Origin of the sequence: Trinickia sp., assembly GCF_051961175.1 — a bacterium.
GTDB lineage: Bacteria > Pseudomonadota > Gammaproteobacteria > Burkholderiales > Burkholderiaceae > Trinickia.
The window spans coordinates 1-17,020 of the sequence record NZ_JBQCDN010000447.1 but is presented as its reverse complement, the minus strand read 5'-3'; the positions used below and the strand labels follow the sequence as shown (position 1 = coordinate 17,020).

Below are 17,020 nucleotides of genomic sequence, written 5' to 3'. Positions count from 1 at the left end.
TGACGCGCGAGCAATTGCTGGCGTTCTACGAAGGAAAGGTCGCGAAATGGTGGGTGCCGGACGATGTGGTGTTCGTCGACGAACTGCCGCATACCGCGACCGGCAAACTGCTGAAGCTGAGGCTGCTCGAAATGTTCAGCGATAATGTGTTGACGGGCGCGGCATCGACGTAGTGCATGGGGCGATCGTATTTCAATCGCTCTTGCTCTTGCTCTTGCTCTTGCTCTCGCTCTTGCCTTCGCGTGCGCTAGACGATTCGCTCCTTGCTATTCCGCTGGCAAGTCAACGCAAAAACTGCACGGTCGTTCGAGCATGTGTATGCTAGCCGGCATCGATAACCGGATACGCAGCGCGGCAGGGCGTGCCGCTCGACGAGGAGGCGCACCGATGGCAGATCAGCAGACCCCCGAAAGCCGCGCATTGGCCTATGTCCGCGATGCGCAGCGCGCGGCCCGCGACATCGCAGACGTTCCCGCCGACACGCCGTCGCGTCCGATCGCGCGCGTGGCCATCATCGGCGCCGGGACGATGGGCGGTGGCATTGCCATGAACTTCATCAACGCAGGTATTCCCGTCACGCTCGTCGAAACGAATGCGCAAGCGCTCGAACGCGGGCTTGCAACGATTCGGCGCAACTACGACGTCACCATCCAGAAAGGCAAGCTGACCGAGCCCGAGCGCGACGCACGCTTGGCTCGCATTGCGCCGACGCTTTCCTATGAGGCGATCGCCGATGCAGACCTCGTCATCGAAGCCGTATTCGAAGAGATGGGCGTGAAAGAGACGGTGTTTCGCGAAATCGACGCGTTTGCCAAACCCGGTGCAATCCTCGCGTCGAACACCTCCACGCTCGACTTGAATCGCATCGCCGGATTCACGAAGCGCCCGTCGGATGTCGTCGGTTTGCACTTTTTCAGCCCGGCGAACGTCATGAAACTGCTCGAAGTCGTGCGCGGCGAGGCGACCTCGAAAGCCGTGCTTGCCACGGTCATGCAGATGGCCACGACCATCGGTAAAACCGCCGTCGTCTCCGGTGTGTGCGACGGCTTCATCGGCAACCGCATGATCGAGCAGTACTTCCGGCAAGCGCTGTTCATGCTGGAGGAGGGCGCGTTGCCCCAGCACATCGACAGTGCGATCGAGCACTTCGGTTTTGCGATGGGGCCGTTCAGAATGAGCGACCTGGCCGGCAACGACATCAGCTGGGCAATCCGCAAACGTCGCTATCGTGAACAGCCTGCGTTGCATTACCCACGCGTGGCCGATCGCTTGTGCGAAGCCGGCCGCTTCGGCCAAAAGACGGGCGCCGGCTGGTACGACTATCAAAGCGGTCAGCGCGAGCCGCACGTGTCGAGTGCCGTCACCGGCATGATCCTCGCTCATTCGGATAGCATCGGCTGTACGCGGCGCACAATCGCGGAAGACGAGATCGTCGAACGGCTGGTCTACTCGCTCGTCAACGAAGGCGCGAAAATTCTTGCCGAAGGCATTGCATCGAAGTCGTCGGACATCGACGTCGTCTATTTGAACGGCTATGGCTTTCCGGCGGCGCGCGGTGGCCCGATGTATTACGCGGATACAGTGGGGCTCGATCGCGTGGAGCAAGCCATTCGCCGATATGCTTCGCAGGCGAACGGCGATGGATGGGAAATCGCGCCGATGCTTGTCGAGTTCGCAAGGGCTGGGCGGCGGTTTTCGAGTTAATCGGTGCGGTGCGAATGCGGGACGAAGCGAGGCGAGGTGCAATCGAACATGAAGGGTTCTCAAAACGTACTGCTCGTGGTCGACGTGCAAAACGATTTCATGCCCGGCGGCACCCTGGCGGTGCCGCACGGTGACGAAGTCGTCCCGATCGTGAACCGGTTGGCCGCCGAGTTCGAGCATGTCGTGCTGACGCAGGACTGGCATCCGCGCGATCACCTGTCGTTCGCCGCCCATCACGCGGGCCGGCAGCCGTTCGAAACGATGACACTCCCTTATGGCGAGCAGGTGCTGTGGCCTGTCCATTGCGTGCAGGGTACGACTGGCGCGGCCTTGCATGCGGGGCTCGAGGCCGGCCATGCTCGGCTCGTGATCCGCAAGGGCTACCGGCGCGAGGTCGACAGCTACTCGGCGTTCGTGGAAGCCGATCGACAGACCGGCACCGGCCTCACGGGCTACTTGCGCGAGCATGGCGTGACGCGGGTATGGTGCTGCGGGCTGGCGACCGACTATTGCGTGGCGTGGTCCGCACTCGACGCGCGCGCGGCTGGCTTCGATGTCGTCGTGATCGAGGACGCGTGCAGAGCGATCGATCTTGATGGCTCCCTCGATCGAGCGCGAGAACAGCTGGATGCGGCGGGCGTGGTGCGGATGAATGCCGAGCAGGTATTGGCCGGCAGATAGGCGCCCGCATGCGTCTGCTAGATAGCACGCAGGGCGTCGACGGCAAGACGCGAACGGTACCGCAGCGCACTGGGTTCTTCCTCACATTCGCCGAAGTTCCTATCGCGGCTCGTCAGCTGCCATCAGGCCCCGCCGGATCCGCATGAGAGCCGATTCTTGTCCTTGCTCGTCTCTCATTAACATTCGGTAACAACCTCGTCGTCTCTCGCCATTTTCGAGACGATTACAGTTCCTCCTCGCTTGATCCGCGGCGCATGCCAAGTACACGGCGCCGTGCACTTCACCGTCGTCCATCGTCAGTCGCCCGCCATTGCGGGCGTGCGGGCGAGACACTGTCCGCCGCCTGCCGCGGCACCAACCAACGCATGATCAAACAACGATATCGCCGGCTCGTGGCCGGCTCGGGCGCGGTCGTCGCGCTGATGGTATGTACGATCGTCGGCTACCGTCACTTCAAGGCGAACGATGCGCCTTCCTATCTCACCGCGCGCGTCGAACGAGCGGATCTCGAAGATGCCGTCCTGGCCGCCGGGACGCTGTATGCGCATCGCCAAGTCGATGTCGGCGCGCAAGTATCGGGGCAGCTCAAGGCGTTGAAGGTGGAGCTCGGCAATCAGGTGGAGCAGGGACAACTGCTGGCCGAAATCGATCCGACGTTGCTCGAGCACGCACTCAAACAAGCCGAAGCACAGGAACAGTCGCTTCGAGCACAACGCGGCGCGACGCTGGCACGCTTGGGGCGCGCGTCGCTCATGGCCGCGCGCGAGCGGCAGCTCTGGGAACGCGCAGCAACGTCTCGCGATGCATTCGAGCAGGCCCAGGCGGATTGGGAAGTCGAGCGCGCCAATCTCGGCGATATCGAAGCCAACTGGAAGCGCGCCCGTATCGAAGTCGACAAAGCGAGAGCCAACGCGGGCTATACGCGAATTCTCGCACCGATGTCGGGCGAAGTCGTCGCCATCGTGACACGGCAAGGTCAAACGGTGATCGCCGAGCAGCAAGCCCCGGTCATTCTCAAGCTGGCCGATCTCGAAACGATGACCGTCAAGGCGCAGGTCTCGGAAGCGGACGTGCTGCGCGTCGCACCGGGCCAGCGCGTGCATTTCACGGTGCTGGGCGATCCCGACACCCAGTCCGAAGGCCAGGTTCGCGCGATCGAGCCGGCGCCGCCCGAATTCACCGAGCCGTCGGGATCGGGCACCGGTGCCGGGACGTCCGGGGGAAGCCCGTCGCGCGGCGGGGCGGCGGTGTTTTACAACGCGTTGTTCGAAGTGCCCAATCCGGGGCATCGCCTTCGTATTTCGATGACCGCCCAAGTGTCGATCGTGCAGGGCACGGCAAAAGGGACACTCGTGGTGCCGGCATCCGCGCTCGGCGCGAAGTCTGCTGATGGTACGTTTGCCGTGCGGGTGCTGGCCGACGACGGCAAGGTTCATACGCGTCAAGTACGCGTGGGCATGAATAACCAGATCAAAGCCCAAGTGCTATCTGCCTTGCGCGAAGGCGAGCGTGTGATTGTCGGCGAAGGGGTGCCCGATCGCGAGCGCGTCGTCGTCGGTGAAGCCTCACGCGAAGGCGCTACGAGCCAGGCAAGCGAGGAGGCGTGAGCGATGAGCGAACCGCTGCTTGTGCTCGAAGGCGTTTCGCGCCGCTATCGCTCGGGCGACAAGGAGATCGAAGTCCTCCGCGATATCGATCTGACGATCGAGGCGGGCGAGTTCGTCGCGATCATGGGCGCGTCGGGCTCGGGCAAGTCGACGTTGATGAATGTGCTCGGTTGCCTCGATCGTCCGAGCGCGGGGCATTTCCGTGTGAGTGGGGTCGATGTCGGCGAATTGCCACCCGACGCTCTCGCCCGGCTACGGCGTGAGCGATTCGGTTTCGTCTTTCAGCGCTATCACTTGTTGCCGCATCTGAGCGCGGCCGACAACGTTCAAGTCCCGTCTGTCTACGCCGGCGTCGCCAGACACGCTCGTATCGAGCGTTCGCAGGCATTGCTTACGCAGCTCGGCTTGGCCGACCGGGCAAGACATCGTCCGAACCAGCTTTCCGGCGGGCAGCAGCAGCGCGTGAGTATCGCGCGCGCGTTGATGAACGATGCCGACGTCATCCTGGCCGACGAGCCCACAGGCGCGCTCGATAGTCGAAGCGGGCGCGAGGTCATGCGCATCCTCGGCGAACTGCACGCGGCCGGGCGGACGGTGGTGCTCGTCACACACGACGAACATGTCGCCGCGCATGCACAGCGCATCGTCGAGATGCGCGATGGCGCGATCTTCAACGATCGGGGCCGCGCAGGGGACACCCATCCGGCAGACGACGGGCAAGCGCCGCCCGTCGCCGCTCGCGCCGCTGCGGTCTCGTCGCATCGGCTGCCGCGGGCCTGGGCGCGCGTGGGACAGTCGTTCGCAACGGCCTGGGCGGCATTGCTGGCGCATCGGCTGCGTACGCTGCTGACGATGCTCGGCATCGTCATCGGCATCATGGCGGTGGTGTCCATCGTCGCCGTCGGCGAGGGTGCGAAGCGCTACATGCTCGATGAGATCAGCGCGATGGGCACGAACACCATCGACATCTATCCCGGGCGGGACTGGGGCGATAGCGACGCGGATCAAATCAAGACGCTCGTCGCGGCCGACGCGCACGCGCTCGCGGGCGAGTCGTACGTCGATAGCGTCACACCTGGCGTCTACCGATCGGCCACGGTTCGGCATGGCAATGTCGACGTGCGCGCCATGGTCAGCGGCGTGGGCGAACACTTCTTTCAAGTGCGCGGCGTGACGTTGGCCGAGGGCATGACGTTCGATACGGAGGCCGTGCGCCGCCACGCACAGGTCGCAGTGCTCGACGCCAACGCACGCCGCAAGTTGTTCGGGGTGCACACGAACCCGATCGGGAAGACAATTTTCGTCGGCAACGTGCCATGCATCGTCATCGGCATCGCGGCCGAGAAAGACACCCGATGGGGCGGCGGCATGTCGGACTTGACGGTCTGGGTGCCGTACACGACGGCAGGCGCGAGGCTATTCGGCGGCCGCAGGCTCGACGGCATTACGGTGCGCATCAAGGCGGGGCAGCCGGGGGAGGCCGCCGAACGCGGCATCGTCGAACTGCTCACGCGTCGTCATGGCCGAAAAGACTTCTTCACGTACAACATGGACAGCATCGTCAAGACGGTCCGCTCCACAGGCCGAACGCTGACGCTGCTGCTTTCGCTGATTGCGGTGGTCTCGCTCGTTGTCGGCGGGATCGGCGTGATGAACATCATGCTGGTTTCCGTCACCGAACGCACGCGCGAGATCGGGATCCGGATGGCCGTCGGCGCCCGGCGCGGCGACGTGATGCTCCAGTTTCTCGTCGAAGCCGTGCTCGTCTGCCTCATGGGCGGGGCGATCGGCATCGCGTTGTCGTTCGGCGCCGGCTTCGTGTTTTCCGCGTTCGTCCATCAATGGAGCATGGTGTTTTCAACCGGCTCGCTGATATCGGCGGTCGCGTGTTCGACGGTGATAGGCGTCGCGTTCGGATTTATTCCCGCCCGCAATGCGGCGCGGCTCGATCCGGTCGAAGCGCTGGCGCGGGATTGAGACGAGAGGCCACGAATGAACGTATCGATCCGTTTTCCGTTCCCGGCTGCGTCGCCTTGCGTCGCGATAGCGGTCGCATTGCTGACAGGCTGTGCGTCTTCGACGCGTCATACGGCATGGACTTCTCCGGAGCTTCCGGCCCGATGGATGGCCGCCCCGGAGCAGGCGATCGTCGAAAGCCCCGATTTGCCGTGGCCCGGCTCTCTCGAAGCTATTGCGCAGGAAACGGCCGGCGTGCATTCGGCCGAAGCGCATGGCGATGCGTGGTGGCAAGCATTCGGCGATGATGCACTGAATGCCCTGGTGGAAGAGGCGTTGGCGAACAATGCAGACCTCGCGATTGCCGCGCTCCGCGTTCGCCGCGCGCAGTTGGAAGCGGGACTCGTTGGCGCGGAAACGGGCCCGCGGGCCAAGGTTACAGCGGCCGCCGACGCCGGTCGCGCGTTCGATACCGACCGGTTGCGCCGTTCGAGCGGCGTCAACGCGGCGTTGTCGTTCGAATTCGACTTGTGGGGGAAACTGGCGGCGCGGCGTGACGAGGCGGCGTGGCGCATGCAGGCTACCGAAGCGGATCGCGAAGCCGCTGCGTTGCTCCTGATCGGCACGACGGCCAAACTTTACTGGCGCATCGGCTATCTGAACGAATCGATTGCGCTTGGCGAGGCATCCATCGTCGATGCGCAGCGCACGGCAGCGTTGCTGGAAGCCCGGGTGGCGGCGGGCGCCGCCACGCCTGTCGACGCCGCCCGGGCGCGACAGCAGCTCGCCGCATTGCGAGCGGAGCAAGCAGAACGGAGGCTCGAGCAGGAAGGGGGGCGCAACGCGTTGGCGTTGCTCTTGAACCGGCTGCCCGAGGAACGGAGCATGCAAGCGCAAGGACTATCCGGCACGCGCGTTCCTGACATTCGCGCGGGACTGCCGGCCGTTGTATTGGCGCGGCGGCCGGACTTGCGCGCAGCGGAATCGCGGTTGCGCGCGCGCATGGCCCACGTCGACTTCACCCGGGCCGCGATCTACCCCGATTTCACATTGACGGCCGAACTGGGCACGCGCAGCGATAGCCTCGTCCGCCTGCTGCAAAATCCGATCGCCTCCGTCGGCACGGCGATTGCACTCCCGTTCATCCAATGGCATACCGTCAGGCTGAAGGCTGCGCTGTCCGAAAACGAGTTCGAGGAGGCGTCGGTCGATTTCCTGAAGAAGCTCTACGCGGCGCTCGCCGATGTCGAAACCGCGCTGGCGGCGAAGACGCAGCTCGATGCCGAAGCCGAACAACGGACCCGCGCGCTCGAGGAAGCAGGGCTCGCCGCCGCGTCGGCCCGTGCGCGCTTCGAACTTGGCGCTACCGATGCGGCACCTTGGCTCGATGCGCAGCGCGCGCAGCGATTGGCTCGAGCGCACCAACTGACGAACCGGCTCGCCCGCCTGGAAAATCGGATCGACCTTTTTCTCGCGCTCGGCGGGGCGTAGCGTGATTGAGCGCGGCGGGATTGGCCGTTCGGCAGCGGGTTGGATGCGAGGAAAAGAGTATCATCCGTCGCTATCGCCGAAGTTCCGGCAATCGATGCATCAAGGAGCGATTCAAGTGATTCGTCACATCGTCATGTGGAAGTTGAAGGAAACGGCCGAGGGTGCCAGCCGCGCCGAAAACGCGGTAAAGCTGAAGGAACGGCTCGAAGGCTGCCGCGACATTGTGCCCGGTATCCTGCACCTGGAAGTGGGGCTCGCCGCGCCCGGGCTCGAATCGACGTACGACGTCGTGCTGGTGTCCGACTTCGCCGACAAAGCAGCGCTCGACGCGTACCAGGTGCATCCGACGCACCAGGCGCTCAAGCAGTTCATCACTGCCGTGCGAGAATCGCGCGAGTGCGTCGATTACGAAGTCTGACGCGCGCGATGTACCTGACGCACGTCGAAGTACGCATGAAGAACGAAGCACAGAGCACGAATGTATGACGTCCGATCGACCACTGCCGCCGTCGGCACAGCCATCGCAAGCGGGTGAACCCGAACGCACGATCGAAAGCCCGTTCGTCGATCATCTTGGCGTACGACTGATTTCAGCCGAGAACGGCGAGAGCGAAGTGGCGCTGATGCTGGCCGACACGCAGCTGAACACCTGGCAGGTCGCCCATGGCGGCGTGACGATGACGCTCGCCGATGTCGCGCTGGCTACCGCGGCGCGCAGCTTGGCGGCGGATGGGGTCGGCGTGGTCACGGTCGAGATGAAGGTCAACTTCATGCAACCGGGCCGCGGCGAATTGCGTGCGTTCGGGCGTGTGTTGCACCGTTCGACCACGATGGCCTACTGCGAGGGCGAGGTGCGCGACGACAGCGGGCACTTCGTCGCGAAGGCGCTCGGTACGTTCAAATACATGCGGCGGCTCGCGGTGGGGCGCGAAGTCGTCGAGCAAAGAAGGCGTCCGCCTTCCGGCGCCAAGCCCGGTCCCAGCGACGGCTGATCGCTCGGGTGCCGCGCGTTCTCGTCACCGTTTCCCCGCCCAATCGCGAATCGGAGAGAAATCGCTATGACCCAAATCAATCGCCGCATCGTCCTCGCTTCGCGTCCGGAAGGGGCCGTCACGGCCGATAACTTCCGGCTCGAAGAAGCGCCGCTTGCCGAGCTGGCTGAAGGGCAGGTCCGCGTCCGAAACCGCTATTTGTCGATCGACCCGTATATGCGCGGCCGCATGAACGATGCGAAATCGTATGCCGAGCCGCTGGCGCTCGGCGATGTCATGATCGGGGCGACGGTGGGCGAGATCGTCGAATCGAAACACGCGAGCTTCGCTGTCGGCGACAAAGTGACGGGAATGTTCGGCTGGCAGGACTACGGCATATCGGACGGCGCCGGCGTGCGCAAGATCGACGATACACACGTGCCGCTCACCGCCTACCTGGGCGTAGCCGGGATGCCCGGCGTCACAGCGTGGTACGGGCTGAACAAGATCATCGCCCCGCGTGCCGGGCAGACGGTCGTCGTCAGCGCGGCCAGCGGTGCGGTGGGCAGTGTCGTCGGCCAACTGGCCAAACTGGCGGGTTGCCGCGCGGTGGGGATCGCGGGCGGCGTGGAAAAGTGCCGCTATGTCGTCGAAACACTGGGGTTCGATGCTTGTGTCGATTACAAGGCCGGCAACTTGTATCGTGATCTGCAGGCTGCGACGCCGGACGGCGTCGACGGATATTTCGAGAACGTCGGCGGGGAAGTTCTCGATGCGACGCTGTCGCGGATGAACCCGTTCGGCCGCATCGCGCTGTGCGGCATGATCGCGGGCTACGACGGGCAACCAGTGCCGCTCAAGCAGCCGCAGATCATCTTGACGATGCGGTTGCTCGTGCAAGGCTTCATTGTCAGCGAGCATCTCGAGTTCTGGCCGGAAGCGCTCGGCACGCTCGCCACGCTTGTCGCGAGTCAAAAGCTGCACTATCGCGAGAGCGTGGTAGACGGCCTCGAACACGCGCCCGATGCACTCATGGGATTGCTGCAAGGCAAGAACTTCGGCAAGCAGCTCGTCAAGATCAGTTAAGCCGGTTGACTCGGTTGACTCGGTTGACTCGGTTGACTCGGTTGACTCGGTTGACTCGGTTGACTCGGTTGACTCGGTTGACTCGGCTGACTCGGGTGGCGTCGCGCTCGCCCGCGGCGTCGCGGAGCGATCGCCACCACCTCGGATAGGGAGGACGCATGGAACAATTCGACGGCAAAGTTGCCGTCATCACCGGTGCTGCCAGTGGGTTCGGCCGCGCGTTCGCGCAAAAGGGCGCCGAACTGGGCATGAAGCTTGTATTGGCCGATATCGACGGCGATGCGTTGACCGATGTCGTCGAAACGCTGACCTCCGCGGGTGCGGATGCGATCGGCGTGCCGACCGACGTATCGGAGGGTGCCGCTGTCGAAGCACTCGCGCAGCGCACGCTTGATGCGTACGGCAAAGTGCATCTGCTGTTCAACAACGCCGGCGTAGGGGCCAGCGGGTTTGTCTGGGAGATGAGCGCGAACGACTGGTCCTGGGTGTTCGGCGTCAACGTGATGGGCGTTGCCCACGGCGTGCGCGTCTTCACGCCGATCATGCTGCGGCAGGGCGAGCCCGCGCACATCGTGAATACGGCCTCGGTCGCCGGGCTGATTTCACCGCCTGGAATGGGCGTGTATAACGCGTCGAAGCATGCTGTCGTCACGCTGACCGAAACGCTCTATCACGACCTTCGTCGCGTGGGTGGGCCCGTGCGGTGCTCGCTTTTATGTCCGGCGTTCGTGCCGACAGGAATTGCAGAAGCCGAGCGAGCGCGTCCCGTACGGTGGCGCAACGAGGCGCGTCCATCGGCATCGCAATTGCTGGCTGGCAGGGAGTTGCGTAAGGCCGTCCGTTCGGGGCAACTCACCGCGGCCGATATCGCCGAAGCAACGTTCGACGCCGTACGCCACGATCGGTTTTACATCGTGACCCATCCGGCCATCTTGCCGAGCGTCCGGGTACGCCACGAAGATATCGAGCAAATGCGCGCACCGAGCGATCCCTCCGTGCCGGCGCAAGCCGATCGCTGACATTCGATCGTTAACGGCTCATCAGGCGCCGCATGTCCAGCGTCCGCTATCGGAGCGGGCCGGTTCAATCGAAATGCGGGAGGGTGGCGATGCATGACATTACCGTCGAATCAGGCACCTGGCAGGGGTTGGGCACGGATGCGGCGCGCGTGCGCGAGACGGTATTCGTCCGCGAATTGGGAATCGACGCGCCACTCGTCTCGGATGAAGCCGATCTTGTTGCCGTACATGTAGTGGCATATCGGGGCGGTGATGCGGTTGCGGCGGCGCGTTTGCTGCCGGACGGTGCGATCGGCCGCTTGGCAGTGCTGGCTGACGCTCGCGGTGTGGGCATCGGATCATTGATACTGCACGCGCTGATCGCGCATGCGGAGCGACGCGGCGATCGTTGCGTGTGGCTTTATGCCCAACGCGATGCCGTGCCGTTTTATCTTCGGCATGCCTTCTCGGTGGTCGGAGAACCGTTCTACGAGGCCGGTGTCGAGCACGTCGAAATGTCGCGCCGATTGGATGTCGAGACGTCGAAGACGAACCGGCGCTCATAGCCGCCCGGACGCACAATATGGTGCGAGCCATCATCGTCGCTGCGTTCCGCGATTTCGACGACGAGCCCCGCGCCAGTCGTCTCGACACGCAATGCCGTCGTGCCGCGTGTGCCGTAATGGGGCGTTTCAATGAAAGCGGCCGATAACGCCCTCTCGCGGTCGAGTTCGATTCCCGTGGAAGGCAGTTCGTCGTCGGGCGCAACGCGCGGGTCGCGCATCAGTTCAATCAAGGCATCAAGGGTGGGTGCATTTTCGCGCGCCACCCATGCACCGATCTCCGATCGCTTGCGCACGAGCTTCGGCCATGGTGTATCGAGCACGGCGTTCGAGATTCCGTGGACTCCCGGGGGTAACAGACACGGCGGGGTATCGGCGCGATTGCAGTACCAGCCGAGTTCGCGCTGGGAGAGGTCGCCGACGATCAGATTAAAGCCGTTGTAGTCAGCGCCTCGCTGAGCGACGCGGCTCAAATAGTCGAGCGGCGCAACGACGGGCCCCGACAGATAATCGGCGACCAGGGAGCCGCGCGTGGGGGCATCGGCGCGAAACGCCGAGGGATCGCGATGATTCGTGAGCGCGGCAAAGCGTCCGTCACGCGAGAGGCCGAGCCAAGTGCCCGCGCCCACGAGATCGCGCCCGGCGAGCACGTCGGGGGCATCCACCCACCAATCGAGCGGTGCTGTCGCACGCGCGAAGTATTCATCTCGGTTGGCGGCGAGCGTAAGCAGAGAACCGGTCGCGGCCTCAGGCCGCCAGTCGAAGACGATCAGGCACATGGACGTTTTTTGAATGATCGGCAAGAAGGCGGCCCGAACCATTCGCGATTGTAACCGGCACCCTGTTCGCACTCAGCTTCGCGCTCGCACTCACTGGCGTAGTGACGACGCGGCGGGTGGTGCGGCGAATAGTGACCTAGGTCGCCTCGCTCGGCAACGCATACGGCAGCGGCAGAAACTCGAGCAGCGGGCCATCGGCCGCGCCCAGATGAACCGTTCCGTTTTCAAGCGCGGCCAGCTTGATTTCGGCCAGCAAGTCCACGCCGCCCTTGGCTTCCGGCGCGGCGTTCACCACCATCCCGCAAGGCTGGCTCGGATCGTCCGAGTGGAAGAGTTCGACACCGGGATGCACTGCATTCCCGGTTGAGTCGATCGCGACGTGCGCCAGCGCCATGCGCCGCTTGATCGTCCCGCGATACTGGCTCCGCGCCACGATTTCCTGCCCCGGATAGCACCCCTTACGGAAGTTGATGCCGCCGATCACGTCGAAGTTGATCATCTGCGGCACAAACTGCTCCAGTACACCCGCTGTGACACGCGGCTCGCCGGCGTGAACGTCCAGCCAGTCCCACACGGCGGGCGATACGCGAGTCAGTTCCCCTTCGAGCGCGGCCAGGCGCTCCTGCACGAGCGCCTTGGGCCCGATCCACAGATAGCGCGGCCGCCCCGCGGAGTCGGGCACACGAATGAGCGAACCGGCGGGCCCGGCCACATGAACGTGCACCCCGTCGGGCAGGGCGTCGAACAGTTTCGCGAGCGGCGCGCGCACATCGCCCGCGAACCCGACGACGGCAACCGAATCGGTCGCATCGAGCAGCTTTGCTTTCGCGCGCAGAACGAACATCGAGAGCCGCTTCAGTACGGGCGCGGTGAGTTCCTTCGATACGAGCAGACGGATCGTGTCCGCCGAACGCCACGTCAACATCGACGCAAGCAGGCGCCCTTTGGGCGAGCAGTAACCGGCGAGCCGCGCGCTCGCCGCATCCAGATGCTGGACGTCGTTCGTCAGTTGGCCGTGCAGAAAGCCAGCGGCGTCGTCACCGGCCGCTTCGATCACGCCGAACTGGTCGAGCGGCATGAAAGCACCGTGCGCAAGGGCCGCATCGAACTCGGCGGCAGCGGGGGGCGACACCGTGGGGGACGGCGCCGCGGCAGAGGAGACGGAGGCTTTCTGTTCGTTCATGGAATTCGTGACTAGTCAATCCTGACTTCGGCTAAGGCGAACAAGTATTATATGGGGTCCTTCCGAGCCTTGTTTTCATGTCCCTGCTGAAGAAATGCCTTGCCTTTGGGGTAGCCGTCGCCGTTTTGCTTACCCTCGCTGCCGCCGTAGGCGGCTATTACTGGGCCACACGTCCGCTCGCGCTGTCCGCGGCGACCGTCGATGTGACGATTACACCGCGTAGCACGGTGCGCGGCGTCACGGCGCAGCTCGACCGCGGCGGCGTGCCCGTCGAACCGAACCTGTTCGTCCTGATGACGCGTCTGCTGGGCCTTCAAAGCCGCCTCAAATCGGGCAACTACGAGTTCAAGACCGGGGTCACCCCCTACGAAGTGCTGCAAAAGCTCGCTTTGGGCGATGTCAACGAATCGGTGGCGACGATCATCGAAGGCTGGACGTTCAAGCGGATGCGGGCGGAACTCGACGCCAACCCCGCCGTGCGGCACGATACGGCCGGGATGAGCGATGCCGAACTGCTGGCCGCCATCGGCGCGAGCGATTCGCAAGCGGCCAACGCGGAAGGGTTGTTCTTCCCCGATACGTACTTGTTCGACAAGGGGACAAGCGACGTGGACGTCTATCGGCGCGCCTACCGGCAGATGCAAAAGCGCTTGACCGCGGCCTGGACGGCCCGCGCACCGGGCCTGCCGTATCGCACGCCCTATGAAGCGCTGACCGCCGCGTCGCTGATCGAAAAGGAAACGGGCAAGGCGAGCGATCGCCCGCTCGTGTCGGCCGTGTTCGCGAATCGTCTGCGCATCGGCATGCCGCTGCAGACCGACCCGTCCGTGATCTACGGCCTCGGCGAAAGCTACGACGGCCACCTGCGCAAGCGGGATTTGCAGCAAGATACGCCGTACAACACCTATACGCGCCGTGGTTTGCCGCCTGGCCCGATTGCGCTGCCGGGCGCAGCTTCGCTGCAAGCGGCACTGAACCCGGCGGCCACGAGCGCGTTGTACTTCGTGTCGCGCGGCGACGGCAGCAGCGCGTTTTCAGATACGCTCGGCGATCACAACCGTGCCGTCGATAAATACATCCGAGGACAGGAATAAATGGCGCGTGGCAAGTTCATTACGTTCGAAGGCATCGACGGAGCGGGCAAGACAACGCATTTGTCCTGGTTCCGCGAACGCGTCGAAGAGAAAGTCGCGGCGGCCGGCCGCACCGTCGTCTCGACGCGCGAGCCCGGCGGCACGCCGCTGGGCGAAGCGTTGCGGGAATTGCTGCTGCATGAACGCATGGATCTCGAAACCGAAGCGCTGCTGATGTTCGCTGCACGCCGCGAACATCTTGCGGTGGTGATCGAGCCTGCGCTTGCGCGCGGCGACTGGGTCATCTCCGACCGCTTTACCGATGCCACCTTCGCGTACCAGGGCGGCGGCCGCGGTCTGCCGCGCGACAAGCTCGAAACGCTCGAACGCTGGGTTCAAGGCGGCTTCCAGCCAGACCTGACCGTCTTGTTCGACTTGCCCCCCGAAACGGCGAGCGAGCGTCGCGGCGCCGCGCGTTCCCCTGACAAGTTCGAGAGCGAAACCGATACGTTCTTCGCGCGCACGCGCGCCGAGTACTTGCGCCGCGCCGAAGAGGCGCCATATCGCTTCGCGATCGTCGATGCGTCGCAAAGTATCGAGCACATCCGCAAAACGCTCGGCGATGTCATCGACACGCTCTGAGCGAATACCGATTCACGCAAAACGCGAAGCGAACGTATCTCCTTGCACGAAGGCTCGACGATGATCTACCCGTGGCAGCATGACGACTGGAACCGCCTGCAGCGCCTGCGCGCGCAGTGGCCGCACGCCCTGTTGCTGTACGGTCAGGCCGGAATCGGCAAGTTGCGTTTCGCGCAACATCTGGCGCAGGGCATGTTGTGCGAGGCGCCAGCGGCGAACGGCGAGCCGTGCGGGCAGTGTGCCGCCTGCAATTGGTTCGTCCAGGGCAATCACCCCGACTACCGGGCCGTGCTCCCCGAGGCGCTGGCCGGCGAGGCAGCCGGTGGCTCGGCAGCCGGTGCCGACGAGAAACCCGACGGCGAAGAGGGCAAGAAAACACGCACGCTGAGCAAGGAAATCAAGATCGAGCAGGTGCGCGCACTGCTCGATTTCTGCGGCGTCGGCGCCCATCGCGGCGGCGCGCGCGTCGTGCTCGTCTACCCCGCAGACACGCTCAACGCGGCCTCCGCGAATGCGCTGCTCAAAACGCTCGAAGAACCGCCAGCCGGGGTCGTGTTCCTGCTCGTCTCCGCCCGGGTCGATCGCTTGCTGCCGACGATCATCAGCCGCTGCCGGCAATGGCCGATGTCGACACCGTCACCCGAGCAGGCGCGCGAGTGGCTGGCGGAGCAAGGTGTATCCGATGCGAGTGCGCTGCTGGCCGAGGCCGGCGGGGCGCCGCTCGGCGCCTTGGCGCTGGCCGCCGACGACAACCGCGCCTTGCGCGATTTCGCATTGAAACAGTTGGCCGCAGGCCCCGAATGCGACGCGTTTGCGTGCGCGGAGACCTTGCAGAAACTGCCGGTGCCCGTCGTGCTCGGCTGGCTACAGCGTTGGCTTTACGATCTCCTGGCCGAGCGCTCGGCGCAGCGGCCGCGGTATTTTCCGGGCGCGCAGCGCGAGTTGGCGCGTTGCGCCGCGCGCATCGACGCCAATGCATTCGCACGCTTCATGAAGACAGTGACGCGGGAGCGGGCGGTCGAAAACCATCCGCTGAACGCACGGCTCGTGTTCGAGGCGCTGTTTCTCGGGTATCGGGATTTGTTCGTCTGAACGACGCCTTCCCTCGATCCAGCCCGATACGCAACGTTCCCACCAACCGAACCCCATCACCAGACCTGACACCATGCACGTTAGCTATCGCGACGCGACACTCGACGATTTGCCGGAGATCGTCGCCATCTACAATTCCACGATCCCTTCCCGCGAGGTGACGGCCGATCTGACGCCCGTCACGGTCGAAAGCCGCCTGCCGTGGTTTCACGAGCATGGGCCAGGTACGTGGCCGCTGTGGGTGGTCGAGAACGACGAGGAGGCTGCGGCGGCGAGCGGTAAGCGCCTGGCCGCATGGCTGAGCTTGTCGGGTTTCTACGGGCGCCCGGCCTATTCGCGCACGGCCGAGATCAGCATCTATGTCGATGAAAGCGCACGCGGCCGCGGGCTCGGTACTCGACTTGTCGAGCTCGCACTCGACGCTGGCCCCGCACTCGGGATCGATACGCTGGTAGGTTTTATTTTTGGGCACAACGCGGCCAGCCTAGCGCTGTTCCGCCGCTGTGGATTCCACGACTGGGGGCTACTGCCGCGCGTCGCCGTGCTCGATGGCGTCGAGCGCGACCTCGCCATTCTCGGGCGCCGCGTGAGCGAAGCGTCTGCCTGAGGCCAGCGCCGCGCTCACCTGGCCTGGGCCAGCCCACACTGAACGAAGGTGTAGACATACGATGTTCGTCGATTCCCATTGCCATATCAATTTCGAAGGTCTGGCGGAGCGCCTGCCGCAGGTGCTCGATAATATGCGCTCGCATGATGTGACCCATGCGCTGTGCGTCAGCGTCGACTTCGAAACATTGCCGGGCGTGCTCGAGGTGGCGTCCGCCTACGAGAACGTCTATGCGTCGGTCGGCGTGCATCCGGACCACGAGGATGCCAGAGAGCCGAGCGTCGCCGAGCTGATCGAACTGGCGGCGCATCCGAAAGTCGTCGCGATCGGCGAAACCGGGCTCGACTACTATCGGCTCGAAGGGCGCTCGATCGAGGACATGGAGTGGCAGCGCGAGCGCTTCCGCACGCATATTCGTGCGGCGAAGGCGGTGATGAAGCCGCTCATCGTTCATACGCGGGCATCCAGCGACGACACGCTGCGCATCATGTCTGAAGAGCAGGCGCATGTGCCGGGCGGCGTCATGCACTGATTCACGGAGCCGTGGCCCGTGGCGGAACGCGCGCTCGACCAGAATTTTTACATTT

Annotated in this window: 16 protein-coding genes and 2 pseudogenes; 16 read left to right on the top strand and 2 right to left on the bottom strand. The window is 64.4% G+C overall.

Going from position 1 to position 17,020, the window contains the following annotated elements:
• The 11 genes and pseudogenes from ACTHL0_RS25605 to ACTHL0_RS25555 form a co-directional block, all read left to right on the top strand.
• A partial coding sequence (locus tag ACTHL0_RS25605; RefSeq protein ID WP_440569874.1) for an AMP-binding enzyme occupies positions 1–173 on the top strand: 173 nt, incomplete at its 5' end.
• 184 nt (positions 174–357) lie between these two features.
• Positions 358–1,704: pseudogene (locus ACTHL0_RS25600) on the top strand (3-hydroxyacyl-CoA dehydrogenase NAD-binding domain-containing protein); the annotation flags it as partial.
• A 48-nt stretch (positions 1,705–1,752) separates the two neighbouring features.
• Complete coding sequence (gene pncA / locus ACTHL0_RS25595; protein WP_440569872.1) at positions 1,753–2,385, top strand: bifunctional nicotinamidase/pyrazinamidase; 633 nt, start codon at positions 1,753–1,755, stop codon at positions 2,383–2,385.
• A 368-nt stretch (positions 2,386–2,753) separates the two neighbouring features.
• A complete protein-coding gene (locus ACTHL0_RS25590; RefSeq protein WP_440569873.1) occupies positions 2,754–3,992 on the top strand; it encodes an efflux RND transporter periplasmic adaptor subunit in 1,239 nt (412 codons plus the stop codon).
• A gap of 3 nt (positions 3,993–3,995) precedes the next feature.
• Positions 3,996–5,969 (top strand): MacB family efflux pump subunit, encoded by a 1,974-nt coding sequence (locus ACTHL0_RS25585; protein WP_440569871.1) that lies wholly within the window; start codon positions 3,996–3,998, stop codon positions 5,967–5,969.
• A 15-nt stretch (positions 5,970–5,984) separates the two neighbouring features.
• Entirely contained in the window at positions 5,985–7,439 is a 1,455-nt protein-coding gene (locus ACTHL0_RS25580; protein ID WP_440569870.1) for an efflux transporter outer membrane subunit, read from the top strand.
• Positions 7,440–7,554: 115 nt separating this feature from the next.
• Positions 7,555–7,857, top strand: a complete 303-nt coding sequence (locus tag ACTHL0_RS25575; protein ID WP_440569869.1) for a Dabb family protein — start codon at positions 7,555–7,557, stop codon at positions 7,855–7,857.
• Between the two features lie 64 nt (positions 7,858–7,921).
• On the top strand, positions 7,922–8,431 hold the full coding sequence (locus ACTHL0_RS25570; RefSeq protein ID WP_440569868.1) for a PaaI family thioesterase: 510 nt from the start codon (positions 7,922–7,924) through the stop codon (positions 8,429–8,431).
• A gap of 66 nt (positions 8,432–8,497) precedes the next feature.
• Positions 8,498–9,496 (top strand): NADP-dependent oxidoreductase, encoded by a 999-nt coding sequence (locus ACTHL0_RS25565; protein WP_440569867.1) that lies wholly within the window; start codon positions 8,498–8,500, stop codon positions 9,494–9,496.
• 158 nt (positions 9,497–9,654) lie between these two features.
• Positions 9,655–10,515, top strand: a complete 861-nt coding sequence (locus tag ACTHL0_RS25560) for an SDR family oxidoreductase (RefSeq protein ID WP_440569866.1) — start codon at positions 9,655–9,657, stop codon at positions 10,513–10,515.
• Positions 10,516–10,604: 89 nt separating this feature from the next.
• Positions 10,605–11,060, top strand: a complete 456-nt coding sequence (locus tag ACTHL0_RS25555) for a GNAT family N-acetyltransferase (protein ID WP_440569865.1) — start codon at positions 10,605–10,607, stop codon at positions 11,058–11,060.
• Here the strand turns inward: ACTHL0_RS25555 and ACTHL0_RS25550 are convergent.
• Together ACTHL0_RS25550 and ygfZ are read right to left on the bottom strand one after the other, a co-directional pair.
• Positions 10,982–11,836 carry an NRDE family protein gene (locus ACTHL0_RS25550; RefSeq protein ID WP_440569864.1) on the bottom strand — a complete coding sequence of 285 codons (855 nt, stop codon included), beginning with the start codon at positions 11,834–11,836 and terminating at the stop codon, positions 10,982–10,984. The two genes, ACTHL0_RS25555 and ACTHL0_RS25550, sit on opposite strands and share 79 nt — an antisense overlap.
• Before the next feature lie 136 nt (positions 11,837–11,972).
• Positions 11,973–13,019, bottom strand: coding sequence for a CAF17-like 4Fe-4S cluster assembly/insertion protein YgfZ (gene ygfZ, locus ACTHL0_RS25545; RefSeq protein ID WP_440569863.1), 1,047 nt, complete (start codon positions 13,017–13,019; stop codon positions 11,973–11,975).
• 77 nt (positions 13,020–13,096) lie between these two features.
• Here ygfZ and mltG point away from each other — a divergent pair, with 77 nt between their 5' ends.
• The 5 genes and pseudogenes from mltG to ACTHL0_RS25520 form a co-directional block, all read left to right on the top strand.
• The gene (gene mltG / locus ACTHL0_RS25540; protein ID WP_440569862.1) at positions 13,097–14,113 is read left to right on the top strand and encodes an endolytic transglycosylase MltG; all 1,017 of its coding nucleotides are present in this window, start codon (positions 13,097–13,099) and stop codon (positions 14,111–14,113) included.
• Positions 14,114–14,734 carry a dTMP kinase gene (gene tmk / locus ACTHL0_RS25535; protein WP_440569861.1) on the top strand — a complete coding sequence of 207 codons (621 nt, stop codon included), beginning with the start codon at positions 14,114–14,116 and terminating at the stop codon, positions 14,732–14,734.
• Positions 14,735–14,794: 60 nt separating this feature from the next.
• Entirely contained in the window at positions 14,795–15,826 is a 1,032-nt protein-coding gene (locus ACTHL0_RS25530; RefSeq protein ID WP_440569860.1) for a DNA polymerase III subunit delta', read from the top strand.
• A gap of 73 nt (positions 15,827–15,899) precedes the next feature.
• The gene (locus tag ACTHL0_RS25525) at positions 15,900–16,433 is read left to right on the top strand and encodes an N-acetyltransferase family protein (protein ID WP_440569859.1); all 534 of its coding nucleotides are present in this window, start codon (positions 15,900–15,902) and stop codon (positions 16,431–16,433) included.
• Between the two features lie 61 nt (positions 16,434–16,494).
• Positions 16,495–16,962 (top strand): annotated as a pseudogene (locus ACTHL0_RS25520) (TatD family hydrolase); the annotation flags it as partial.
• Positions 16,963–17,020 lie beyond the last annotated feature (58 nt).